Annotated in this window: 17 protein-coding genes; 4 read left to right on the forward strand and 13 right to left on the reverse strand. The window is 70.6% G+C overall.

All coding sequences use genetic code 11. The features are described 5' to 3' along the window. Positions 1-14 precede the first annotated feature (14 nt). The 5 genes from ACYVD5_RS06140 to ACYVD5_RS06160 form a co-directional block, all read right to left on the reverse strand. On the reverse strand, positions 15-602 hold the full coding sequence (locus tag ACYVD5_RS06140) for a TetR/AcrR family transcriptional regulator (protein ID WP_460999924.1): 588 nt from the start codon (positions 600-602) through the stop codon (positions 15-17). A 110-nt stretch (positions 603-712) separates the two neighbouring features. Continuing rightward, positions 713-2,179: a sensor histidine kinase gene (locus ACYVD5_RS06145; protein ID WP_460999925.1), complete on the reverse strand. Its 1,467-nt coding sequence runs from the start codon at positions 2,177-2,179 to the stop codon at positions 713-715. Next, positions 2,176-2,889 (reverse strand): response regulator transcription factor, encoded by a 714-nt coding sequence (locus ACYVD5_RS06150; RefSeq protein WP_460999926.1) that lies wholly within the window; start codon positions 2,887-2,889, stop codon positions 2,176-2,178. Before ACYVD5_RS06150 ends, ACYVD5_RS06145 begins: the two co-directional genes overlap by 4 nt. A 70-nt stretch (positions 2,890-2,959) precedes the next feature. Then, positions 2,960-3,763, reverse strand: coding sequence for an ABC transporter permease (locus ACYVD5_RS06155; RefSeq protein ID WP_460999927.1), 804 nt, complete (start codon positions 3,761-3,763; stop codon positions 2,960-2,962). Continuing rightward, on the reverse strand, positions 3,760-4,674 hold the full coding sequence (locus tag ACYVD5_RS06160) for an ABC transporter ATP-binding protein (RefSeq protein WP_460999928.1): 915 nt from the start codon (positions 4,672-4,674) through the stop codon (positions 3,760-3,762). Before ACYVD5_RS06160 ends, ACYVD5_RS06155 begins: the two co-directional genes overlap by 4 nt. Before the next feature lie 328 nt (positions 4,675-5,002). On the opposite strand from ACYVD5_RS06160, the gene ACYVD5_RS06165 reads away from it, so the two are divergent. After that, positions 5,003-5,962, forward strand: a complete 960-nt coding sequence (locus tag ACYVD5_RS06165; RefSeq protein ID WP_460999929.1) for an AraC family transcriptional regulator — start codon at positions 5,003-5,005, stop codon at positions 5,960-5,962. 111 nt (positions 5,963-6,073) lie between these two features. On the opposite strand, the gene ACYVD5_RS06170 is transcribed toward ACYVD5_RS06165, so the two are convergent. Together ACYVD5_RS06170 and ACYVD5_RS06175 are read right to left on the reverse strand one after the other, a co-directional pair. Then, complete coding sequence (locus tag ACYVD5_RS06170) at positions 6,074-7,189, reverse strand: alpha/beta hydrolase family protein (protein ID WP_460999930.1); 1,116 nt, start codon at positions 7,187-7,189, stop codon at positions 6,074-6,076. A gap of 364 nt (positions 7,190-7,553) precedes the next feature. Continuing rightward, positions 7,554-8,741, reverse strand: a complete 1,188-nt coding sequence (locus ACYVD5_RS06175; protein WP_460999931.1) for a serine hydrolase domain-containing protein — start codon at positions 8,739-8,741, stop codon at positions 7,554-7,556. 73 nt (positions 8,742-8,814) lie between these two features. Here ACYVD5_RS06175 and ACYVD5_RS06180 point away from each other — a divergent pair, with 73 nt between their 5' ends. From ACYVD5_RS06180 to ACYVD5_RS06190, 3 genes are all read left to right on the forward strand, one after another. Then, entirely contained in the window at positions 8,815-9,354 is a 540-nt protein-coding gene (locus tag ACYVD5_RS06180) for a PadR family transcriptional regulator (protein WP_460999932.1), read from the forward strand. A 491-nt stretch (positions 9,355-9,845) separates the two neighbouring features. Beyond that, positions 9,846-10,694, forward strand: a complete 849-nt coding sequence (locus ACYVD5_RS06185; protein WP_460999933.1) for a helix-turn-helix transcriptional regulator — start codon at positions 9,846-9,848, stop codon at positions 10,692-10,694. Positions 10,695-11,294: 600 nt separating this feature from the next. After that, the gene (locus tag ACYVD5_RS06190; protein ID WP_460999934.1) at positions 11,295-11,546 is read left to right on the forward strand and encodes a hypothetical protein; all 252 of its coding nucleotides are present in this window, start codon (positions 11,295-11,297) and stop codon (positions 11,544-11,546) included. Between the two features lie 153 nt (positions 11,547-11,699). Here ACYVD5_RS06190 and ACYVD5_RS06195 read toward each other — a convergent pair whose 3' ends face one another. The 6 genes from ACYVD5_RS06195 to ACYVD5_RS06220 all read right to left on the reverse strand — a co-directional run bounded on the left by ACYVD5_RS06195 (position 11,700) and on the right by ACYVD5_RS06220 (position 24,927). Next, positions 11,700-13,565 carry a fatty acyl-AMP ligase gene (locus tag ACYVD5_RS06195; protein ID WP_460999935.1) on the reverse strand — a complete coding sequence of 622 codons (1,866 nt, stop codon included), beginning with the start codon at positions 13,563-13,565 and terminating at the stop codon, positions 11,700-11,702. A gap of 100 nt (positions 13,566-13,665) precedes the next feature. Then, the gene (locus ACYVD5_RS06200; RefSeq protein WP_460999936.1) at positions 13,666-14,733 is read right to left on the reverse strand and encodes an SDR family oxidoreductase; all 1,068 of its coding nucleotides are present in this window, start codon (positions 14,731-14,733) and stop codon (positions 13,666-13,668) included. Next, a complete protein-coding gene (locus ACYVD5_RS06205) occupies positions 14,730-21,245 on the reverse strand; it encodes an SDR family NAD(P)-dependent oxidoreductase (protein ID WP_460999937.1) in 6,516 nt (2,171 codons plus the stop codon). Before ACYVD5_RS06205 ends, ACYVD5_RS06200 begins: the two co-directional genes overlap by 4 nt. 28 nt (positions 21,246-21,273) lie before the next feature. Continuing rightward, entirely contained in the window at positions 21,274-21,567 is a 294-nt protein-coding gene (locus ACYVD5_RS06210; RefSeq protein WP_460999938.1) for an acyl carrier protein, read from the reverse strand. A gap of 572 nt (positions 21,568-22,139) precedes the next feature. Beyond that, the gene (locus ACYVD5_RS06215) at positions 22,140-23,630 is read right to left on the reverse strand and encodes an aldehyde dehydrogenase family protein (protein WP_460999939.1); all 1,491 of its coding nucleotides are present in this window, start codon (positions 23,628-23,630) and stop codon (positions 22,140-22,142) included. After that, positions 23,623-24,927, reverse strand: coding sequence for an aromatic ring-hydroxylating oxygenase subunit alpha (locus ACYVD5_RS06220; RefSeq protein ID WP_460999940.1), 1,305 nt, complete (start codon positions 24,925-24,927; stop codon positions 23,623-23,625). The genes ACYVD5_RS06215 and ACYVD5_RS06220 overlap by 8 nt, the downstream gene beginning before the upstream one ends. Positions 24,928-24,936 lie beyond the last annotated feature (9 nt).

The raw sequence follows: 24,936 nt of genomic DNA on the forward strand, positions 1-24,936 counted from the left end.
AGCGCGGTGGGCGGCTAGGGCGCCAGCATCGCCATGGTGGTGTCGATCGTCGCCCTGATGCGCTCGTGCTGGCCTACGCCGGCGCGGGCCAGCACTTTCAGGCCGGAGTTCACGGCCACCAGCATGGAAGCGGCCGTCTTGGGGTCGACTCCGGGTGCCAACTCGCCTTCGGCCCTGCCCCGGAGAAGGACCGAGTACAACGCCGTCTCCGTGCGCCGCCGGTCGCTTTCCAGGCGGCGGGAGACCTCCGGATCGACGGTTCCATGCTCCACGGTGGCGTTCACCGCGAAACACCCTTCGGGCCCATCCGGCTCGGACGCCGTGACGCTGGTCTCCAGAAAAGCACGGACCGACTCCAAGGCCGACTCGTGGGCGGCCAGTATGTCGGCGGCGCTCGGCCCGCCGCCTCCGGAGACGAAGCGGTCGAGTGCGGCCAGGTACAGCTCGCGCTTGGAGCCGAAGGTCCCGTACAGGCTCGCGCGGGAGATACCGAGCTCCTCGACGAGGTCGGTGGTCGAGGTCCCCTCATACCCCTTCCGCCAGAACAGCCGCATGGCGGTGTCAAGCACGATCTCGGGGTTGAATTCCTTGCTGCGGGCCATACCGGGAAGACTAGACAATTGTGAACAGATCAGTCAAAAACTGTCCGGGCGGCGTACGCTCTCGCCCTCCCGGAGTCCCTGGGTCGCGTTCCCGCAAAAAGCGGGCACCTTCATGCGGCTTGGTCCAGTAGCGGCAGTGTCAGCCGGAAGCGGGCGCCTTCACCGAGCGCGGTTTCCAGCTCGACGTCGCCGCCGTGCGCACGGGCGAGGGAGCGGGCGATGGCGAGGCCGAGCCCTCTGTTGCCTCCGTCCGAGCGGCTACCGGAGCGGTCGGTGCGGTAGAAGCGGTCGAAGACTCGGCCCGCTTGTTCGGCTGCCATACCCGGACCCTCGTCGGCCACCTCGAGCAATGCCGCGGCACCTACAGTGCCTACTCCAATACGGACGGGGGTGCCCGGCGGAGTGTGGGTAACGGCATTGCCTACGAGATTGGTCACGACCTGCCGCAGCCGGGTCTCGTCGGCGTGGACCTGGGCGGCGCCGGGCGGACCGTCACCTCCCGGACCGGTGAGTTCGATCGGACGGGACGGGTCCAGGGCACGCAGATCGTGGCGTGCGTCATTGGCGAGGGTGCGCAGGTCCATTGGGGCCCGATCGAGCTGCTCCTCCGGGGCTTCGTCGAGCTGGGCGAGCAGCAGCAGGCCCTCTGCGAGGCCGGCGAGTCGCGTTGCCTCCCGGTCGATACGCTGCATCGTCTCGTCGACGTCGGCCCGTTCCGGCAGGGCACCCATCCGGTAGAGCTCGGCCGAGCCCTTGATGCCGAAAAGCGGGGTGCGCAGCTCGTGGCTGACGTCCGAAACGAACGTGCGCATCCGGGCCTCGGACGCGGCCCGATCGGCGAAGGCCCGTTCAAGCTGGCCGAGCATGGTGTTGAGCGACACCGCCAGGTGCCCTATCTCCGTGCTTGGTGCAGCGATGTCGGGTACGCGCCGGGTGAGGTCTCCACCGGCGATCGCGGCCGCCGTGTGCTCGATCCGCCGCAGCGGTCGCAGGCCTCGGCCAAGGGCGAACCAGCCGACCCCACTCAGCAGCACGAGGAGAGCCGCACCGCTGGTCAGGCTGGCTGTCCGGAGGCGGGTGATCGTGGCATCGAGCTCGGTGAGCGGTGTGGCGGCGATGACCGTTACGTCCGAGCCCGGGATTGTCCGGGCGACGGCCCGCCAGCGTTCCCGGCCGTCAGCGGCGCGCAGGGTGACCGGTGTCCCGTCGGCGGGCATCGTGCGCAGATCGCCGAGTGGCGGCAGGTTCGCCTTACCCAGCCGGGAAGACCGGACGTCTCGGGCGATGTCACCGTCCGCGTCCAGGTGCACCAGGTACGGGACCCCGAACAAGTCGAGGGCGTGCTCGAGGCGCTCCGGGTAAGCGGTCACGGGATCCATCCGGGGCGGCATGGCGGTCGACGCACGCGAGAACAGCACGGTGAACGAGCGCAGCTGGCTGTCGAGCCGGTCGAGCTGGTAGCGCTCCAAGCGGTCGGACACCACGGCACTGACGAGGGTCAGCCCCGCCAACAGCAGGCCCGTGGTGAGCAGCAATAGCCTGGCCCGCAGCGAGAGCCGGTTCAGGGCGCGCCTCACCGCCGGGGCTCCCGCAGGACATAGCCGACTCCGTAGACGGTGTGGATGAGCTTAGGCTCTTCGGTGTCGACCTTGCGCCGCAGGTAGGAGATGTAAGTGTCGACGATGTTGGTGTCGCCGCCGAAATCGTAGTGCCACACCCGGTCGAGGATCTGTGCCTTGGACACCACGCGTCCGGCGTTTTCCATCAGGTAGCGCAACAGTCGGAACTCGGTGGGGGAGACTCGGACGGGCTGTCCCGCCCGCTTCACCTGGTGTCCCTCGGGGTCGAGCGCGAGAGGGCCCGTCTTCAGCATGTCCGCCTGGTGGCCCCTCGTGCGGCGCAGGATCGCGCGGATCCTGGCGATCAGCTCCTCCAAGTCGAACGGTTTGGTCACGTAGTCGTCGGCACCGAGCGAGAGGCCGGTGACCTTGTCGGCCTGCTGGTCCCGGGCGGTGAGGAAGAGGATCGGCACCGGCCCGCCGCCGCGGCTTTCCGAGCGCTTGCCGCGGAGCTGCCGGACCACATCGAAGCCGTCCATGTCCGGCAGCATGATGTCGAGCAGCACCAGATCGGGAGGCTCCCCGGTGGCTGCGGCGACCGCCTCGGTGGCGGTCGCCGCGGTGGTCACCTGGAAGCCGGCGAAACGCAGCGCCGCGGAGAGCAGTTCGCGGACGGTCGCCTCGTCGTCGACGACCAGCAGCCGCTCGACATCTTCTCGCAACGTCATCGCCTGCCCTGAGCTCCCCACGCCGACCAGGATGGAACTCCCGGCTCCCCGGATGGCCCATCAACGAATGTCACACGTCGCGGCGCCGCACGACCGCGAAAGCGGCGCCGAGAACAACAGCGACGCCGAGGCACATGCCGGCGAAGTTGATCCAGGGATACGGGTAGTCGGGATCGGGCACGGTCGCAATGATAGCGGTCGGGCCTACGCCCGGCCAGAAGTCGAGAAGCCACTGGAGCCAGGAGGGGTAAAGGTCTGCGAAGCCGGGCACCAGGAGGACGATCCCGACCAGCGTGGCGAACGCTCCCGCCGTGGCTCGCGTGATCATGCCGAGGCCGACCGCCAACAGCGCGATCACCGCGAGATAGAGTCCGGCGCCCGCGACGGTTGAAAGCACGCCGGGATCGCCGAGCCCGGCGTTCGGCACGCCTTGCACGGCGAGAAGGCCCTGCCCGACGAAGAAGCACATGAACATCAGCGCCTGGCCGGCGACCAGGGCCACGCCGGCGGTCACCACCAGCTTCGCCGCCAGCACTCGGTGCCTGCGGGGCGTGGCGGTCAGCGACGTCCGTATCAGACCGGTCGCGTACTCAGAGGTCGCCACCAGAGTTCCCAACGCACCGATGACCAACTGGGCTATGAGGTATGACCTCAAACTTAGGTTGGTGGGATCCCAGTCCTGCCGTTCGGCGGGCGTCATTGACGCATATTCCGGCCCGGCGGCATCCATGACCAGGACCATGAGCCCCAGCCCGACCGCGAAAAGGAAGGCCAGCGAGTACCACGTGGAACGCAGGCTGCGGAACTTGACCCACTCCGCGTGGACAGTGTGAGCGAACGTCACATTGGTGGATGAAGTCGCGAGTGAGCTCATGCGGTGGTCCCCTGGTATTCGATGCTGTCCTCGGTCATCGCCATGAAGGTGTCTTCCAGCGATGCTCGCTGCGGCGTGAGCTCGGTAAGCACGATGCCGTCGTGTGCGGCGAGTTTGCCGATCTGGTCGCTCGCCATGCCGGAGACGACGAGTGTGGACTCCGAACCCTCACTTACGGCCGCCCCTGCGGCGGTCAACCTGCGCGCGAAAGCCTCCTGGTCGGGAGTGCGGAGTAGTACGGTGCCCTCACCACCCGCACTCATAAGCTCACTGACGCTGGTATCCGCGAGGAGCCGTCCCCGGCCGACCACGATCAGATGGTCGGCGGTCTCCGCCATCTCGTTCATGAGGTGGCTCGACACCAGCACCGTCCGGCCCTCGCGGGCCAACGAGCGCATGAAACCCCGCACCCAGCGGATGCCCTCCGGGTCGAGCCCGTTGACAGGCTCGTCGAAGATCAGCACCTCCGGCTCACCGAGCAGGGTCGCGGCGATGCCGAGCCGTTGGCGCATGCCGAGCGAGAACCCTCCCACCTGCTTGCCGGCGACGTCCTCCAACCCGGTACTGGCAAGCGCCTCGTGGACCCGGCGCCGAGGCAAGCCGTTGCTCACCGCGAGCGCCAGCAGATGGTCGTAAGCCTTCCGGCTGCCGTGCACAGCGCCGGCGTCGAGCAGCGCGCCCACCTCGGTCAGCGGAACCGGGAGGTCGCCGTAGCGGCGGCCACCGATGGTGACGGAACCGCGAGTAGGGGCGGCCAGCCCCAGGATCATTCTCATTGTTGTGGACTTGCCGGCGCCGTTCGGGCCGAGGAAACCTGTCACCTGCCCCGATCCGACGGTGAAGGACAGGTCGTCCACCACGGTCTGAGGGCCGTACCGCTTGGTCAGCCCGCGTGCCTCGATCGTTGTCATGGGGCCGATCCTGCCGAGCCGAACCGGCCGGCTTCTGAGAGCTTCTGAGAGACCTCTCAGAAGACGGCCGTCCCATCCGAGCGCCGTCGCGCCGCCGCCCGGCGCTGCGGCGTCCCGCTCACAGGAAACTCTGCGGACCGGTGCACGGGCCCGCGGCGAACGAAACACAGCGCGTCCTCGTTGCCCGAACATGCAGTACGCACATATCCATCGGGGCATTGCACATTTGGTGCACCTGCTCAGGGACGACCGCCGACGCCGAGCGTGGCGCCGGATCGGCAGACTCTGATGTGTTGAGGGCCATAGTTTCTTGCGCGAGAGTATGACCATGGCCGACGACCAGTTGTCAGAGGTGTTCTCGCTCGTTGAGGTCCAAAGCGTGCTCACCGGCGGGCTCGCGGCGCGGGGTGCCTGGGTCTCTGGTTCGCCGATCACGCACCCGCTGAAGTTTTTCGCGCTGCTGTCCGGCCGGGGACGGCTGAGGACCGATGGGCCCAACGTTCCCCTCGAGCTGGAAACCGGGGACGTCGGGATTCTCAACAACCGGGGATGGGTCGAGCTGCGCGGCGGTCCCGACGGGGTGCCGCCGCGCGAGGTCGGTGTGCAGCCGGACATGCCACCGTCCTGGCCGCTGCCACCCGAGAGGGACGTCGACGACGTCTTGGTCGGCGGCCGCATCGATCTCAACCCGGCAGGCGAGGCGCTCCTGCTGCACGCTCTGCCGCCGGTCTCGCACGTACGGGCGGCGCAGCGTGGCGCCTCGGGGCTGCGCTCCATCGTGGACCGCCTCTTCGACGAGCTCGCCGGCGACCGGGTCGGTTCGCCGTTCGCGATCCGGCAGTACGGTCAACTCCTGCTGCTGGAGACGCTGCGGGCGTATCTCGAGCAGTTCGAGGCGCCTCCCGGTTGGTTGCAGCTCCTCGCCGACGAACGGCTGCGGCCTGCGGTCGCCCTCATGCACGGCGAACCCGGACGATCCTGGGGTCTCGAGGAACTGGCGCGGGCCGCCGCGATGTCGCGGGCATCGTTCGCCGGCCGCTTCCGAAAGGTCTCCGGCATGACGCCACTGGCCTACCTGAGCCGCTGGCGCATGATGTTGGCGCAACGCGCACTCAGTGACGGTGAAGCGCATATCGGGCCGCTGGCCGTTCGGCTCGGTTACGGATCCGAAAGCGCGTTCAGCACCGCGTTCAAGCGTGAGATGGGCATGTCGCCATCGCAGTACCGCCGACAGGTCAGCGGGCTCGCGGAGGCCCCGGCACCGTCCGAAGCGGTCGCGGCGCTCTGAGGGGCGACGCGGCCAGCGGGTAGGCGCACGTCTGCGCGCGACCCGGGTCACGCGCAGACGATCACGACTGGCCGCGGCGCTTTCGGGATCCCGTGCTCAGATCAATGGGATCTACTTGGATTCGACCCGGCCGAGCGCGTCGGCTCCTGTCGTCAGCGCGTCCTGCGCTTCCTGCCAGGCAGGATCCTGGGCGTCGAATGCCGTGCGGAGGTAGGCCGCGGACAGCCGCCCGACTGCTGCCACCCGCTCAGGGTTCTCGTCCGTGGTCAGGGCGGAGTCGTATCCGCCGACCCCGCCGAGCATGTGCTCTGCGTCCAACATGGTGAGCAGGGTCTTGGGGCCTGGGGACAGGTAGTAGGAATCCATACGCCAGCGCGGGCCCATGTGCGTAAATCGCGCAGAGGCATCCCGTTCACCTGCGACGATGAGCGCAGGCGCGTTCATCGTGGAGAAGTCCGGGTCCGCTGTGGCAGGGTACTGCTCGACCACACCCTCGTTGAGCGCATCGCCGCCTCTGCCGGGTGCGGCCATCAGCACGCCCGTCTTGACCCGGCGGTCGATCAGGCTCACTGTCCTGCCGCCCCGAGAAGGATCGGCGAAGCGCATACCCAGCAGCAGGCCCGCGGTATGGCCACCCAGCGAATGCCCGACGACGGCGATGTTGTTCCGGTCCAGACGCGTCCTGAGCTGCGGCACGGCCGACTCGATCGTGTCGAGTTGGTCGATGATGTGGCTCATGTCCTCAGCTCGCGCTCGCGCGTACATGGGTGCATCGGGGTCATCGGCGTCACGCAGGCCAAGCATCGTCGCGTCCAGGTGGGTCGGCTGGATCACGGCAAACCCGTGGGCCGAGTAGTAGTCGACAAGCGGGGCATACCCGAGGAACGAGTTCAGGAAGTTCGTTTCGCCATGGCCGTGCGAGAGGAGGATGACCGGCACTTTGTGCTTGGTCACGGGCACGGTGACCCGGACCTCCAGGGGCACGGTCCGGCCGGGCGTCGACAACACGATCGGGCTGATGGTGATGGTCTGAGTGGGCTCGCCGGGGTTACCGGAACCAGGCGGATAGCGGTCTTCCAACTCCTCTGCCGCCGCGGCCCCTGCCCCGGCTACAGCACCGGCTACGGTACCGACCGCGGCCAGACCTGCCCCGGCCGACAAGGCTCGGCGCCGGGATATCCCGGCGGGCCGGCTGCCTGAGTCGGTTGGTCGATTCGGTTCACTCACGATGAGGCCCTTTCCGTGGATTTCGCTGCCGGGGCACCTGCGGCCGGCAGGAGACAAGACGGGCGGAACGTGCCGCGCCGACTTGCTGACGCGTACCACCCTGGGCCCATACGCGAGTACTTTGAATACTCCTTAGTCTCGATTTCTTGCGTGAGGGTACGACCAGGGTTGTGATCAGCGTTCCAATGTGTGCGACCCCGTCGAGACAGCGGGGACACCACAGGCCGCGCCGTACCAGATCGGCTCGGGACTGGCGACGATGCAGAAATGCCGGTCTCAGAATTAAAATCCCGGCATTTCTGCATGATCATCAGTGCGCCGGATGCGGCGGCGCCTGCGGGACCGCTGCCTCTTCCGTTGGCGGTCATTTCCGCCAGACGGCAAGACACCGTGTCATAAGCTGGAAGGGAATGGCATGCCCGTCGGTCCGGTCTACCGTGCCGACCAGGTGTACATCGAGTTCGGGACAGTGGAAAAGCCAGGTCCCGGTGGCTCCCGAATGGCCGATGAGTGTAACCGGGCGGCGCCCCGCCGCCATAGCCCGGTTGACTCTGAAGAACATCGTGCCCAGCCCGTACCGCAGGACGGGGATGTTGCGCAGTCTGTTGCGGCGCTCAGTAAGGGATTCCAGTGAGCAGGCGCGGCTGAAGAGTTCGCCGGCGAGCAGCGCTCGTTGGAAGGTGATCAGATCACCGGTCGTGCTGAATAAGTCGTTGCTGGACTCCAGCAGCCCGGTCAGCTCCGCGCGGCGGTGCCGGGTGTAGAGGGCCAGCGGCGCTGCCGCCGTTGCCGGCCGGGGGTGGGCGGGCAGCCATGTGCTCGTCAGCTCGAGCGGGCCGGTGATACGTCGGGCCAGCAGGGTGCCGAATGAGTCGCCGGTGACCGCTTCCAGGACGCGGATGAGCAACTGGAAGCCGGTATCGGAGTAGCGGGCCTTCTGTCGTGCGGCTGCGAGGTCCTGCGGTTGGAAGTGCGGGCGCTGCTGCTCGCGAGTGGTGTGCAGCATGTCCTCGAAGCCCCATGCCACATCACGACCGGCACGGAGGGAGTGCTCCAGGCCAGGGCCGTCGCGGCGCTTCTCGAAGTGATCGGGCAATCCCGATGTGTGGCTCGCCAGGTGGCGCACGGTGATCTCCGGCGTCCGGTCGGTTCCGCGCAGGACATGGAGTCCGCTGAGTGCCTCGGCAGGCAGGTGGTTGCTGATCGGCGCGGCCAGATCGAGTTCGCCGCGCTCGTGTGCTTGCAGCACGAGTGTGACGATGAGGCGCTTTGTGATGCTCGCGATGAAGAACGGCGTATCGGGGCCCGGCTGAGGGTCGGTGTCGGCTCGTGCGGAAACGGCCGACCAGCGTCGCCTCCCGTCATCTCCCACGAGGGCGAGACTGACATGGTGCGCGCGGCGCTGCGCGATGAGGTTCTCCACCAGGCGTGTCAGCCGGGTGTCGACGTCGGCTTCGACGGTGTTGTCAGGGGCCCGAGTGGTGAGCGGTGCGAGTGGCATAGCCGGCTCCTGTTCACGACCGGCGCCGCGCGCATCGATGCTGTCGGACAACGCCGCCGACCTTTTCTCTTATAGACATGTCTACGAGATATGTCTATAGGATGCAATGGTCTACGCTCGGCCCATGGCACACGTGGTCCTGGGGCTGCTCCTGATCGCCCCGCAGAGCCTCTATGACCTCATCAAAGGATTCGAAGCAGGCGTCGCGCTGTTCTACAGCGCCAGCTCCGGAAGCATCAAGCGCGCGCTGGACAACCTCCTCGCACAGGAACTCATCGAGGTGGCCAGCGCCGAAGCCGGTGGCCGGGGCAGGAAGGTCTACCGTGTCACCGACGCCGGCCGGCAGGAGTTTCGTGCGTGGATGATCGGCGAGCCGACCGGATCAGACCTGGAGAGCGCAGTGCTCTCGCGGCTCTACTTCCTCGGCCTGCTCGACTCCGCAGAACGCGCACCGGTGCTCGGCCGCATCCGGACTCGCATCGAGGCCGACCTCACCCGGCTCACTCGCCTAGAGCAGCGCCTCGACGCCGTTGACGTGCCCGATGAGCTGACAGACGTCGCGACCCACCAGCGCGCGACTCTCGACTACGGCATCGCCTCACTAAGGTTCGCCAGTGCGTGGTTCAGCGACTACACCGACCGCCACGAGCAAGCGGACACTTAGTCCCTGCTCTCCGAACGCAACGCATGGCCCATGACGGCGCATACCAGTGCGTGGGATCTCCGGCATCACCTATCGAAGTGCAGGGCGTGGCGATGGGAAACTCCGATCCGGCTCGGCAAGGGAGCCCAGCAGCCGCCGGAACAGCCCGGTGCCGACCTCGGTCTGCAGCCCGTCGAGTTCTCCGGTGGAGACCGCCGGGAGCGCGGGGGGGTCAATGCCGTCTTCGGCTCCGGAGGGGGGCCGGGCTGGAGTACGCGCGGTGGATCGGACCACCAGGGCGGGTCCGTCTCCGGGGCTCCGTGGGCCAGGTCGTGGACGGCGCGGCGGAGTAGCGCCGTGACACGCTCGGGCGGTGCGTCCCGCAGGCCGTCGAGTTCCAGGAGGTGGCGGCCGATGACGGTGCCGATGGAAAGGGCGGATCGGCGATCCGTGGCCGACCGGATGCGATGGCGGTAGAAAGGTTTGCAGGCACCGAGGGGAGGCGGGGGGCGATGATCGACCGGGCCGGGCTGGCGGAGTTCCTCCGGCGCCGCCGGGAATCGTTGCAGCCCGAAGACGTCGGCCTCGCGCGCGGGAAACGCCGCAGGACCACCGGGCTGCGGCGCGAGGAAGCCGCCTCTCTGTGCCACATGTCCACGGACTACTACGCCCGCTTGGAGAGGCAGCGCGGTCCCCGGCCCTCCGAGCAGCTGATCGCATCGATCGCGCAGGGCCTGCATCTTTCGCTCGACGAGCGCGACCACCTGTTCCGCCTGGCGGGGCACCACCCGCCGCTGCGGGGCCCGGACAGCGAGCACATCAGCCCCGGTCTACTGCGCGTCCTCGACCGTCTCGCCGACACCCCCGCCGAGATCATCACCGAACTGGGCGAGACTCTGCGGCAGACCCCGCTCGGCGCCGCCCTTACCGGCGACACGACCGGGTACACCGGCCCGGCCCGCAGCATCGGGTACCGCTGGTTCACCGACCCCGCTACGCGGCGCCTTTATGCTCCCGACGAGCACGCCCATATGTCGCGGATGTTCGTGTCGGGCCTGCGCGGTATCGCCACGCTGCGCGGACCCGGTTCCCGGGCGGCGCACTTCGCCGACCTCCTGCTGGACCAGAGCGAGGAGTTCCGGGACCTGTGGAACGGCCACGAGGTCGGTGTCCGCCCCCGCGAACTCAAGCGCTTCATCCATCCCGAGGTCGGGCCGCTGGAACTGACCTGCCAGACGCTGGTCGATCCGGACCAGTCGCATTCCCTGCTCGTCTACACCGCGGCTCCCGGCAGCGAGAGCCACGGGAAACTGCAGATGCTGTCCGGTCATCGGCGCCGCCGCGCCATGACCGCGGGATGAGAGGCGGCCGGCGCGGCCGCATGGCCGGCGCCGGGTCCGGCCCGTCGCGCCACCGGCTTGTTAGGTGCGCCACATATTCCCGGCATGACAAATACCGAAACTTTTCGAATTGCGGCTCCACGGCAGGACCCGAGCCCAACGCCAGGACCTGCGAGGACGAATACCGTGTTTTCCGGACCACCGGACCGACGTGCAAAAACAAACCCGGGCCGCGAAACGCGGCGGCAATAGTGGGATCACCCGATAAGAATATGCTGAACTGCGGAAACCTGGCCGCCGGCAAGCCGCTCCGCAGGAACGGACGCACACCGCGGAGAAGCCCCCACCACTCACCTGCGATCAGGCTACCTGCGGGTACTTAATACAGTTCCAGGCCAGAAACACGGCCGGGAAATTTTATACAGAATTAATCCCGACACCCAGTAGCATGTCCGAATGCGGTCACGGCAGGAAATCCTGTCGACGCCGACCGCTCCAGCGGTCCACGGACTCCCCTCCCGAGCCGTTCAGCAGGGAAGCCGCTCCACTCCAGAGGCATGGGCGCCTTTCCTGGCCGTGCGACCGCTGTTCCTTTCACTCTTAATCAACTGGAGACCCCCTATGAAATCGTGGCGTACTCTCATCACCGCCGGTCTGGCCACCGGTGCCGCGGCAGTCGTCCTGCCGTTGACCGCGAGCCCCGCTTCCGCGGCGGATGACTGGAGTGTCGCCGGTGGCGGCTATCCCACGGTCGAGGCGTGCATTGAGGACGGCTACCGCTACATGAACTACGACGGCCAGGAGAAGTACCACGACTACACCGAGTTCCAGTGCTACCAGAACGGCAGCACCTGGGCCATGCGGGTGCGCTAGTCGCACTCGGTCGAGCGTGGTCCGGTCCTCATGAGTGCCTCTGCCGCGGTGTTGCACCGCGGCAGAGGCACTCGGAATTCCAGGGCGCGTATCGGACGGGCGGGTCGCCGGTGCCGGCCGGCCCGACCACCCGGCCGACCACCGAACCGGGGCTCAGGTGTAGTCCCCTGCGAGGTAGCGGTCGCGGCATGTCGCGCGGCGCAGCTTGCCGCTGGAGGTCTTGGGCAGGGTGCCGGCCGCGACGAGCACCAGGTCGTGCAGAGTGATGCCGTGCTGCTCGGCCACTGCCGCGCGGGCCCGGGTCAGCAGCAGGCGGTGCTCGGCGGCCGGGTCCCGGGCGGCGTTCGCGGCGGGCGCGCCCGGCTCGCTCCCCTCGGCCTCCTCGTCCCGTACTCCCTCTTCGATCCGCTCCATCCGCTCGGCGATGACGACGAGCCGCTCGCGCCCGCCGTCGTCGACCGACACGGCCGCCAGGTGGCCCTGCCGCAGCCCGCTGCCGGCGCCGGCGGCCGCCGCTACGCAGGACTCCAGGTCGGCCGGGTGATGGTTGCAGCCGTCGATGATGACCAGGTCGCTGATCCGGCCCACGACGAACAGGTGGCCCTCGTCGGCGAACCCGAGGTCGCCGGTGCGCAGCCACTCGCGGTCGTCGCCAGGCGCGGCGTCCGAGCGCCGCCGGCCGTAGATCCGGGAGGTCTGCTCGGGACTGCCGTGGTAGCCCGCGGTGACCGCCGGACCGCACACCCAGATCTCGCCGACGTGTCTCGGGGGCAGCCCGACCAGGGTCGCGGGGTCGACGATCGCGAACTCCTGGCCCCACTCGGTCCCGCATTCCACGACCATGCGCGCGGTGCCGTGGTCCGGGGCCGCCGACGGCACCGCCTGGCCCTTGGCGAGTTCGCGGCGGTCGCAGGCAAAGACCCGCGGTGCGGCCCCGGGCGGTGTCGCCGACACCAGAATGGTGGCCTCGGCGAGGCCGTAGGCCGGTGTGTGCGCCTCGTGGGAGAAACCGAAGGGGGCGAAGGTGTCGGTGAACCGGTCCAGACTGGATTTGCGCACCGGTTCGCTGCCGTTGACCAGCGATGTCAGGGCGCTGAGGTCGAGTCCGTCAAGCCCGGCGGTTCCGTCGAACCCGCCGGGTCCGGCGGAACCGCCGGCTGCGCCGGTGACTGCGGCATCCGCGGCGTCGCAGACCATGCCGAGCGCGAAATCGGGGCACGGCGCAAAGGTGCCGCCGTAGCGCGAGAGCAACCGCAGCCAGCGCAGCGGGTGCTGTACGAAGGCCAGCGGATCGAACACCACCGCGCGGCAACCGATGGCCAGCGGCACGGTCACCGAAGTGGCCAGGCCGAAATCGTGGAAGAGCGGCAGCCAGCTCACCGAGACGGAGGCGGGGCCCAGCCGGTAGGCGCGGATCGACTGCTCGACGGTGTGGGCGAGGTTGGCGTGGGTGACGCGGACGCCGCGGGGCAGCCCGGTGGAGCCCGAGGTGTACTGCAGGTAGGCGGTGTCTCCGGGAGCGGGCGAGCACGGCGTTGCCGCGCCGCGGCCGGGCGCCTCGCCGGTCGCGTCGATGACGGTCGGGAGGTTTCCGCCCGGCTCTTCGGCGGCGAGCTCGGCGATCGGGGCGGTGTGCTCGGGTGTGGTCAGCACACACGCAGGGGCGGCACCGCCGAACAGAGCACGCAGCCGCCCATTGCGTTGGAAGGGCTGGGGCGGATACAGCGGTACCGCCCGCACTCCGGCGTACAGGCAGCCCAAGAACGCGGCGGCGTAGTAGAGCCCTTGCGGGCAGAGCACCGCGGCCGTGTCACCGGGGCGGCAGTGCGCGCCGAGCAGCCCGGCGATGCGGCGGGCGTGCCCGTCGACCTCGGCGTAGGTCCAGTCGGTCGCGCTGCCCCGGGGGTCGGCCGCATAGTCGACGAATGTCAGCGCGGGCGCGTCGGGGTGCCGAGCGGCGTGTTCGCGGATGCGGCTCGGCAGGTCGGGCGGCTCGGGCGGGGCGGATGCCGTGGGCATGGTGATTTCTCCGTTGTGAAGGGCGTCGCCGGTGGCGCACGGGTCGGGCCCGCGGCGCGGCCCCGGCCATCGGCGGGGACCGGACGGACCTCCTGCGGGGTCAGCGCAGGCAGGCCCGCAGGTAGTCGCGGTCGATGGGAGGTTCGCGGGGACAGGCGAGCCCGAGCCCGGCCAGGGCGGTATCGGCGAAGGTGCGGGTCATTTTGCCCATTGGCGCGATACCGGCGGTGAGTTCCATGGACTCCGCCGCGATGTGCGAGCCGGGGACGGGAAGGTCGGCACCGCTGTAGCTGACCGGGAACCCCACGCGCTCGGCGACCGCCTCGACGAGCAGGTGGGCGGGCACGTGGCCGCCGGTGACATTGATCGTCCGCAGTCCGGGACCCGCGGCCTTGGTGCTCGCATCGGCCATGGCGCGTGCGGCGTACTCCGCGGGCAGCACGTTGACCGGGGCGGTCCCGTCGCCGGGTACGACGATGCCGTTGCGGACCTCGGGAAACCGCTCGGCGAGCGCGGCCAGGGCGTCGCGGGCCACCACCAGCGGCTGGGCGGGCCCGCCCGGGTAGGGCGGTAGGTCACTGGTGAGCAGGGCCGGGCGGAACACCAGGACATCGCAGTCGGCGTGCTGGGCGGCCCAGCGGCGCACCCGTATCTCGGCGTCGAACTTGGACCGCTCGTACTCGCTGTTGAATCCGTGGGAGTCGTCCAGCTCGTCGTCGCCGATGACTCCGTGCTCGCGCCCGCCGGCCACGGCGTGGGTGCTGGTGTGCCGCAGCGCCCGCAACCGGGGGCAGCGGTCGGCCAGGGCCAGGACGTTGCGGGTGCCCACAACGTTGGTGCGGCGCGCTCGGGGATCTGTTGCCAGCAATCCGATGTAGGCGGCGTTGTGCCACAACGCGCTGACCTCGCGGGTGAACGTATCGAGCGTGTCCGGATCCATCCCCAGGTCCCGCCGGGTGATGTCGGCGTCGACGACCCGGATCCGCTCCGGCAGCGCGGCCGGCAGATCGCCGCTACCGCCCTGTGCGCGCAGGAACGCCCCGATGCGCTCCAGTGCGGGGACCGGCCCCGGCCGGGCCAGGACGATGACGCGGTCTTCGCGCTTGAGCAGCTCGGTGAGCAGCCGCAGGCCGACCAGGCCCGTGGCGCCGGTGATCGCCGTTGTCATCGCACACCTCCCGCAACGCTGCCGGGTCCAGCAGGCTCAGCGGATAGAGCGGGTCCACCTGCTGCGGCGCGGTCGGCGCCGCCGGTCCCCGGCTCGGCGGCGGCGCTGGGCTCAGCGCCGGGTTCGGCGATCGACTCGGCGATGAACTCCGCCAGGTCGCCGAGGGTGCCGCCGGTCCACAGCAGCTTGGTCGGGATGCGCACGCCGGCCCGCTGCTCGATGCGGGTGCGCAGTTCCAGCGCGCGCAGCGAGTCGATGCCGAGGTCGGTCAGCCGCACATCGGGGCCGAGTTCGCGGGCCGGGTCGCCGAGGATCTCGCCGAGCTGGTCGGACAGGTATTCGGCGACGGCCGCGGCGCCGCGGCCTCCGGCGGCGGCGGCTCGCACGCGCGCAATCAGCGCGGTGTCGCGCCCGTGTTCCTCCGAGCCGTTGCTCCGGCGCGCGATGTCGGCGAAGAACGGCGACTCCACCGCGTGCGGCATCGCCTTTGCCCACAGCTCGGCATCGACCGGGACGTAGCCGGTGCAGACGCGGTCGTGGCGCAGCAGGTGGTCCAGAGCCGCGATGCCCTCTTCGGCGGCGATCATGGTCGTCCCCCGCTCGGCCAAGGCCTCGACCGCCCCCTGTCCGGACCATGGGCCCCAGGCGATGCTGGTGGCGGGCAGCCCGTGGGCGCGCCGCCACACGGCAAAGGCGTCCAGCCACGCGTTGGCCGCCGCGTAGGCGCCCTGACCGGGCGGGCCCACCAGCGCGGCCGCCGAGGAGAAGCAGGCAAACCAGTCGAGCGCGCGCTCGCCGACCGCCTCGTGCAGCCGCCAGGCTCCTGCGGTCTTGGCGTGCCAGCTGCGCTCCAGGGTGGCGTCGTCGAGCAGGGCGACGGTGCTGTCGGCGATGGCGGCGGCGGCGTGGGCGACCCCCCGCAACCGGCCACCGGAGTCTTCGGCTGCGGCCACCAGGCGTTCGGCGGTGCCGGCCTCGGCGATGTCGCCGCTCACCACGCGCACGTCGGTTCCTGCCGCGCGCAGCCGGTCGATCGCCGCATCGGCCTGCGGGCCCGGAGCCGAGCGGCCGTTGAGGATGAGGCGGGCGGCGCCGGATTGCGCGAGGTGCTCGGCCAGCCGGACCCCGATCGCGCCGAGACCGCCGGTGATGATGTAGGCGCCGTCGCCGCGCACCACCGGAACCCGCTCGGGTTCGACGGGGATCTCGGTCTCGGCCGTGGGAGCGGTCAGCACGAGCTTTCCGGTGTGTTGGGCGGCGGCCATTGTGCGGAACGCCGCCGCGGCGTGGGTGTAGGCGTGGGCGGTGGCGGGCAGCCGGGGCTCGCGCCCGGCGGCGAGCTCGCCGGCCACCTCGGCCACCAGCTCGGCCATCAGCCGCGGGCGCTGTGTGGCGATCGTCTGCAGGTCGACGCCGGCGAACACGATGTTCTTGCGGAACGGCGCCGGGTCGATCGGGTTGCCCGCGTAGATGTCGCGTTTGCCGAGTTCGATGAAGCGGCCGCCCGCCGCCAACGCCTCCAGCCCGGCGCGCTGCGCCCGCCCGGTGAGGCAGTTGAGCACCACGTCCACGCCGGTGCCGCCGGTGGCGGCGCGCGCCTGGTGGGCGAAGTCGGTGGTGCGGGAGTCCATCACGTGCTCGATGCCGAGGTCGCGCAGTAGAGCGCGCTTCGGTTCGCTGCCTGCGGTGGCGAGCACGTGCGCGCCCATGGCGCGGGCGACGTGGACCGCTGCCAGGCCGACGCCGCCGGTGGCGGCGTGCACGAGCACGGTCTCGCCGGGTGCGGGGCGCGCCAGGTGGCGCAGCGCGTACCAGGCGGTGGTGAAGGCGCAGGGCAGCGCGGCGGCCTGGACGGAGTCGAGTCGGGCGGGGATCGGCAGTAGCGCTGCGGCCGGCACGACGGTGTGGCTGCTCAGGCCGATGTCGCCGATCATCGCGACGCGGTCGCCGGGCCGCACGTCCGCAACACCGGGTCCGGTGCGCACGACCGTTCCCGCGCCGTCGAGGGCCAGGGGGATCTCGCCGGGGTACATGCCCATGGCGCCGAGCAGGTTGGCGTAGTTGAGGCTCACGGCCTGCACGCGGATCTCGGCCTCGCCCTGCAGGGGCGCGCGGCGCTCGGCCGCGACCGTTTCAAAGCTGCCGAGGTCGCCGGGGCTGCGCAGGCGCACGGCCAGCGCGTGGCGATCGGGGTCGCGCCGCTCGTGGCGCCGTTCCCCGGGGCGCAGCGGAGCATTGCGGAACCGGGCGGTGTAGCGCGCTCCGCCGCGCAGCGCGATGTCGTGTTCGGCGCCGGGCGCCAGGATCTCGGCGGCCACCTGTTCGGGCGTTGCCGCGGCGTCGGTGTCGATGTGGGTGATGTCGAGTTCGGGGTGCTCGTGGTAGGCGGTGCGGGTGAGCGCCCGCAGCGGTGCCTGGTCGGTTCCGAGACCGTCGCCGGGCCGCACCGGGTGCGCATCGCGGGTGAGCACAATGAACCGCGGCATGCGCTCGCGGTCGTCGCGGAGCAGCGGGCCCACTGACCGCAGCAGGCTTGCGACGGACTCGCGCGCCTGCAGCGGGTCGGGCGGTTGCGCGGCGGCGGGGGCGGGGGCGATGAACACGATGCCGTCCGCGCGCTGCATGGCGGGAGCGAGGCGGTCGCGCGCCTCGGCGGTATCGCGGGGCGGTTCGACGATGCGGGCCGTGCCGTTGCGGGCTTCGATACGCTCGGCGAGGAGAGCGGCTTGGCCTGCACCGGCTGGCGCGATCAGCAGCCAGTCCCCCGCCTCCGCTGTCGCCGGCCCTGCCGTCGGCTGCGCTGCCGCGGGCGCCGGTGCGGAGTCCCAGCAGACCTGGTGCAGCCGCGCGGCAAAGCGGTCGGCGCCGCCGACGAAGGAGATGCCCACGTCTTCGGCCGCGATGACCGGCCGGCCCTGCGGCGAGTAGATCCGGCAGGCGCCCGTGATGCCGGCGGTGCCGGCCTGGCGGCCGCTGACGTCGCAGTAGCCGGCGGTACCCACCGGGCCGAGGACCCGGACCCGCCCGAACTCGCTCACCAGCCCGAACCGGTGCTCATCGCCTGCCAGCGCCGCAGCGGCGGCCATCTGCAGGCAGGCGTCCATGAGCAGCGGGTGCACGTGGTAGCCGCCGGCGTCGGCGCGCTCGGCTGCGGCGACCGCGATCTCCCCCATGGCGGCGAACGCCCCGGGGCGGTTGTCGGCACCGAGGCGCCGCACCCCTTGGAAAGCGGGGCCGAACCGCAGCGGCGCGCCGCGGAGGCGTTCGTAGAACTCCGCGCCGTCGAGGAGTTCGGGGTGGGCGGTGAGCCGCCGGTCGAGTTCGCCGGCCGCCACGGATTGCGGGACGTCGCCATGGCGCGGTGCCCGGCGCAGCGTGGCCGAGCAGGTGGGGATCCACTCGCCGGATTCGGTGGCATACACCTGGAAGGCCGCAGTGCCGCCGGCGAGGTCCAGGTCGGCGCGCACGGCTAGGCGGGTGTCGCCGTCGATGGTCTGGAAGGCCGGCACCTTGAGTCCGGTCACCTCGATGCCGGGGGCCTCGGCGGCGAACACCGTGCACGCCGCCGCGATCGCCATCTCGATGTAGGCGGCGGCCGGCACGAGCGCGACGCCGTTGTACCGGTGGTCGGCGAGCCAGGGATGGCTGCGGGTGCCGAGGTCGGCGTTCCACACGTACCTGCCGTGCTCGTCGGGCAGCCGCACCCCTTCGCCCAGCAGCGGGTGGGCGGTGGTGGTGCGGCCGGTCGGGCCGTCGGTGGCAGGGACCAGATGCGTGCGGTGGTCCCATGCGGTGGGCGGTAGCTCGGCAGGGGTGCCGGCGGGGTGCTCGCGGGACCAGTCGATCCGGCCTCCGGCGCAGTAGGCGGCGCCGATCTGGGTGCGCAGTGTGGTCACGGGGTCGTCGCCGCGGCGGATGGACGGCGCGGCGAGGACGGTGCGGTCGCGATGCCGCCCGGTGGCGCTGATGGCCTGGGTCAACAGCGGGTGCGGCGAGATTTCGGCGAAGGCGCGGTGGCCGTCCGCGATGGCGGCGTCGACCGCGGCGGCGAAGCGCACCGGGCGGCGCAGGTTGCGCACCCAGTAGCCGGCGTCGAAGGCGGGCACGGCGCGCGGGTCGTCGTCCACCGTCCCGTAGCAGCGGATCCGGGCAGTGCCCGGCGCCAGCCCGGCCAGCTCGGCGCCGATGCCGGCCAGCAGCGGATCGGTCAGCGCGCAATGCGGCGCCCCGTCGATGACGACCCGGCGGGCGGGGATGTCGGTGTCCTCCCACAGGTCGATGAGCCGATCGACGGTGTCCTCGGGGCCGGCGACGACCGTGGACTCGGGTGCGTTGAGGACGGCGACCGCGGTGTCGTACGCGCCGAAACGCGCCAGGTCGCGCTCTGCCTGGTCGGCGGGCAGCTCAACGGCCGCCATCGCGCCGCCCAGCCCGGTCATCAGCCGGGACCGGCGGCAGACGACGCGGACGCCTTGGGCGGGCGTAAGCGCTCCGGCGGTGACCGCGGCGGCGATCTCGCCCATGGAGTGGCCGATGACGGCGCCGGGTTCGATGCCGTGTGCGCGCCAGGCCGCCGCGAGTCCCAGGTGCATCGCGAACAGCGCGGGCTGGACCCGGTCGGCGCCGGTCACCTGCTCGGGGGCTGTGATCAGGGCGCGGACCGACATCCCGGTCTCGGCGCGGATCAGGGGTTCGAGCGTGTCGATTTCGGCAGCGAACGCGGGCTCGCCGCGGAGCAGGTCGGTTCCCATTCCGGCCCACTGCGCCCCTTGCCCCGAGAAGACCCAAACCACGCCGCGGGCGGCACCGGCGGGCGCGGTTCCGGCCGCGGTGCCCACGGCGGCTCCGATGCGCCCGGATGCGGCGGCGCGCAACCGGTCGGCGAGTTCGCCGTGGTGGGCGGCGGTGACCGCGATCCGGGCGCCGCGCGGCGAGCGGTGGTGGGTGAGGGTGCGGCCGATGTCGCTGAGCGGAGTGTCGGCGCCGTCGGATTCCACCCAGTCGGCGAGGCTGCGGGCGGTGGCCGCGGCAGCGGTGGCGGAGCCGGCCGAGACGGGGAAGATCAGCGGGTCGGTGGCCGCGCCCGGCGGCACTGCTGCGGGCGCGGTGGGCGCGGGGCTGCGGCGCTGTTCCGGTGCGCTCTCCAGGATGACGTGGCCGTTGGTGCCGCTGAACCCGAAGGAGGACACGCCCCCGAGGCGGGCCGCGCCCTGCGCCCAGGCAACGGGCTCGCTGGGGACGAACAGGCCGGTGCCTTCGGCGTCGATGCCCGGGTTCCACGTGCGGAAGTGCGGGGTGTGCGGGACGGTGCCGTGCCTGAGGGCCAGGACCGTCTTGAGGATGCCGACAATGCCCGATGCGCATTCGGTGTGGCCGAGGTTGGCCTTGCTCGCGCCTATCGGCAGGCGGCGGTGGGCGGAGCCGTAGACGGTTGAGAGCGCGCTGAACTCGATCGGATCGCCCAGCGGCGTGCCGGTGCCGTGGGCCTCGACCATGCCGATGTCGGCGGGGTCGGTTCCGGCTGCGGCCAGGGCGTCGCGCAGCACCGCCTGCTGGGCGGATTCGGAGGGCGCCACGATGCCGTTGGAGCGGCCGTTGTGGTTGATTGCGGATCCGCGCAGGACGGCGAGGATGCGGTCGCCGTCGCGCCGGGAGTCGGCGAGCCGTTTCAGCACCAGTACACCGGCGCCTTCGCTGCGCACGTAGCCGTCGGCGCCTGCGTCGAAGGGGCGGCACCGGCCGGTCGGCGAGAGCATGCCCCACTGGGAGAAGCTGATGTCGGCGCTGGGTCCGAGGATGAGGTTGACCGCTCCGGCGAGTGCGAGGTCGCACTCGCCTGCGCGCAGGCTCTGCGCGGCGATGTGGACCGCGGTGAGCCCGGAAGAGCAGGCGGTGTCGAGGGCGAGGGCGGGACCGTTGGCGCCGAGGAGGTAGGCGATCCGGCCTGCGGCCACCGAGTGGGTGTTTCCGGTGGAGATGTAGGCCTCGGAGAGCCGGTCGGTGCCGTAGGCGCGCTGCAGGCAGCGGAGCATGTAGTCGATGTGGGCGATGCCGGTGAACACCCCGGTGCGGGTGGCTTCCAGACCGCGGGCGGGGATCCCGGCGTGTTCCAGGGCCTCCCAGGCGACCTCCAGCAGGACGCGCTGCTGGGGGTCCATGGCCAGGGCCTCGGTTTCGGGGATGGCGAAGAAGGCGGAGTCGAAGCCGCCGACGTCGTCGATGTAGCCGCCCTTGCGTGCAACGGTGCGGCCGCGGACCCCGGGGTCGGGGTCGTGGTAGCGGCCGGTGTCCCAGCGGTCGGCGGGCACATCGCCGATGGCATCGCGGCCGTCGGCCAGCAACCGCCACAGGCGGGCCGGGGTGTCGGCCCCGCCGGGCAGCCGGCAGCCCATGCCGACGATCGCGAGGTGCTCGCCGGAGTCCGTTGGCGCGGTCGGCCGCGGGTCGGGATCGGCGGCTGTGCCGGGCGCGGGACCCGGCGCGGGCGGCACCGCTGGGCTGCTGGAGGTCATGGCGGGGGCTCCGTTCAACGGTGGGTGGTCACTCGGGGGCGGTGTCGCATGTGCCGGATGTCGTTGGCGGTGTCTCCGGCGGTGTCTCCGGCGCGTCGGCCGGGTCGCATGGGGCGGGATGGGCGGCGAGATGCTCGGCCAGGGAGTCGATGTCCGGGTAGCGCCAGGGCAGCAGCGGTGGGACGGGCACGCCCAGGCGCGTTTCGAGCTCGCCGCAGAGGGCGGCGGCGTCGCGCGAGGTGAGGCCGAGCGCGAAGAACGGTTGCCGGGGATCCACGGTGTCAGGGTCGGATCCGGTGCGCCGTGCGACGGAGCCGATCATTGCGGCCCGAATATCCGCTGCGGTGCGATCGGCCCGGTTCATGCAAACTCCGCGATTTTGAATTTCCAACAGGACTGCAGTCCCGTCCACCCGACAGGAAATTCATTATCACCGCACCTGTGCGCTGCAGCAACTTGTGACGATTCGGACAAACCCCAAGAATTACGAATTCCACCACCCGGCGCACTGATGATCATACAGAAATACCCGAATATTGAAGCTGAGATGGGCATTTCTGCATCGCCATCGCAAACCGCAACCCCGGAACCCGAAATAACGGACATGTGCCCGCCGACCCGGGCCGCCCCGCCGCCTTTGGTACCGCTTTTATCGGCAGACCACCCGCCGCCCGGCAGACCACAAGGCCGCACAGCCGACCATTGCCGCCGCCGATGGTCCTCGTTGCCAAGTGCCCCGCCGCCGGGCGGATCACCCGGTCACCCGGTCACCCGGTCACCCGGTCACCCGTAAATGAATCATCCAATCAGCACATTAGAACGAGTGAACCACCGGCCGGTGGTTCACTCGTTCAAGGTTGGTTTATCAGACTTTTCCCAACCGGTACCGCCCACTCACCCGCCGCGGATGCGCACGACGACATTGCGGAGCCGGGTGTAGTTGTCCAGCGCGGCGAGACCCCGCTCGCGGCCGTAGCCGCTGTGTTTGGAGCCCCCGAACGGGCTTTCGGCGCCGCCCGAGAAGTACTCGTTGACCATGACGTAGCCCGCCCCGACGTCCCGCGCAAAGCGCAGCGCGCGGTCCACGTCGCGGGTGTGGATGCCCGCGGCCAGGCCGTACTCGGTGGCGTCGGCGAGCTCGGCGGCCTCCTCATCGCTGCCGAACTCCAGCACGGCCAGCACCGGCCCGAAGACCTCCTCCCGCGCCACCCGCATGTCCGGTTGCACGCAGTCCAGAACGGTCGGGGCGACGAAGTATCCCTTGTCAGGGACCTGAAGATGCTGAGGAGCCTGGAGGTCCGCGGTCCCGGTGACCGCGTGCGCGCCCGCGGACCTGGCCGCTTCGATGTGGTCGAGGACGCGGTCGCGCTGTTCCGCCGAAATCAGCGGCCCCATGTCGGGGTCGTCCATGCCGGGGCCTACGCGCAGCCCCTTGATCCGTGCCGTCAGGCGTTCCACCAGCGGTTCGCGTACTGCGGCGTGGACGAGCAGGCGCGAACCCGCGTCGCAGTACTGCCCGGCGTTGGTGAAGACGCCCTTGGCGACCTCATCGGCCGCGCGGTCGAGGTCGGCGTCGCTGAACACGAGCTGCGGGGATTTGCCGCCGAGTTCGAGCACCACCGGGGTGATGTGCTCGCCGGCCGCCTGCAGCACGGCCCGGCCGGTGGGTACCGAACCGGTGAAGGTCAGCGAGTCGATGCCGGGATGACCGCTGAGGGCCGCCCCTGCCTCGCCGCCGAAGCCGGTGACGGCGTTGTACGCGCCGGCGGGCCAACCCGCCTGCCCGAGGACCTCGGCGAGCGCCAGCGCGGTCAGCGGGGCCTGCTCGGCGGGTTTGACCACGGCGGTGTTGCCGGCGGCCAGCGCCGGTGCCAGGCTCCGGCAGACCATGGACAGCGGTGCGTTCCACGGGGTGATGTGCGCGGTCACCCCGAGCGGTTCGCGGATGGTGTAGTCCAGGTGGTCCGGCCCGAGGGGCACGGTCTCGCCCTGGATCTTGTCGGCGGCGCCGGCGTAGTAGTCAAAGTACCGCACGCAGCCGCGGATCTCGCCCCGGGAGAGCGTGAGCGGTTTGCCGGTGTCGCGGGTTTCCAGGCGGGCGAACTCCTCGGCACGGGACTCCAGGATCCGCGCGGTGCGGGTGAGCAGCCCGGCCCGCTCCGCCGGCGCCATGCGGCGGCAGTGCCCGTCGAAGGCGGCCCGCGCCGCCCGGACGGCTTCGTCGATGTCCTGCGGCCCGCCGCGCGCCACCCGGGTGACGGTCTCCTCGGTGGCCGGGTCGAGGACCTCGAAGGTGGCGCCGGAGCGGGCCGGGGCCCACCCGCCGCCGAGGAACAGCTCGCCGCGCGGGAGATCGCCGCGCAGGAACCCGCCGCGCTCACTCATTGCCGGTCGCGAACATCGGAGTCATCGCCGCTGCGTCGCCCTCCGGGACGCGGTCGACACCGATCATCCGGTCGATGACCATGTTCTGGAAGCGGTGCAGCGGCTCCTCGAAGCGGTAGCACATGCGCCCGCCCGGGTAGGCCGGGCTCGCGATGCCCTGCTGGACCCGCTCGACGATCTCAAGGTCCTGCCGGTTCACCAGGTCCCAGAAGTGTTCGAGCCGGTCCAGTCCTTCCTGCGCGCCATCGCCGCTCACCGAGTCGGGATGGGCGAGGATGACCGCCTCCTCAACGGTGCGGCCGGGCGATTCGGGGCGGCTGAACAGGACGAAGGCGTGGTTGGGCAGGACGACGATCGCGGTGTTCGGGAACAGCCAGACGAAGCGGCCCGCGGCGGCGTTTTCAGCGCTGAGCCCGTCCATCGGGGGCAGGCCGCCCCAGCCGCCGTCCTCGGTATCGCGGGATATCGGGGAGGTGCACATGCCCGTGTACATTCCGGGGCCCTGCCAGCGGTAGTGGTCGGCGAGGCGGGACACCTTGATGAGTTCGGGATGCACCCACGGCAGGTGGTAGTACTCCATGAAGTTCTCGCCGATGAGCTTGTAGTTGGCCGCCACGTCGTAGCTGCGCCTGCGCATGGCGCGCCACTCGGGTAGCCGGTGCTCGGCCAAGCGCTCGGGCAGATCGCCGAGCTGGCGGCTCAGCGGTGCGGCCTGCGGGTCGAGGTTGACGAAGACGAGGAAGCCCCAGGAGTCGACGCGCACCGGGAGCAGCCCGTAGTCGGCGCGGTCGAAGCCCTTGGTGTCGGACATGTCGAACACGCCCTGCTGGTCCGGTGGGATGTCCGAGCCTTCGAACAGCGGTGTGCCCAGGCAGTTGCCGTCCAGGTCGTAGGTCCAGCTGTGGTACGGGCAGCGGATCTTCCGGGTGCGCTCGACGCTGCAGGCGCCGTCGAGCAGCTTGGTGGCCCGGTGGCGGCAGACATTGTGGAACGCGCGCAGTTCGCCCTGCTTGTTGCGGGTGACCAGGAGCGGGCGCCCGGCCACTTCGGCGAGGATCACCTGTCCGGGCGCCGCGACCTGGCAGGTGGTGCCCACGGCGATCCAGCTCGCCGCGAAGACCCGCTCGCGCTCGATGGCGAAGAACTCCGCGGACGTGTAGGCCGCGGGAATGAGCGTGGTGGCGAAGTCCACCGGAACGCGCGAACTCTGGTATGTGCGTTCGTCGGTGAAGGCCGCCGCGGCGGTCGGCTGCGGGGCCGGCGCGCCGTAGGCGCCGATGCCCTCGGTGGTGGTCATGTCCGGCTC

This window comes from Streptomonospora sediminis, assembly GCF_054778995.1.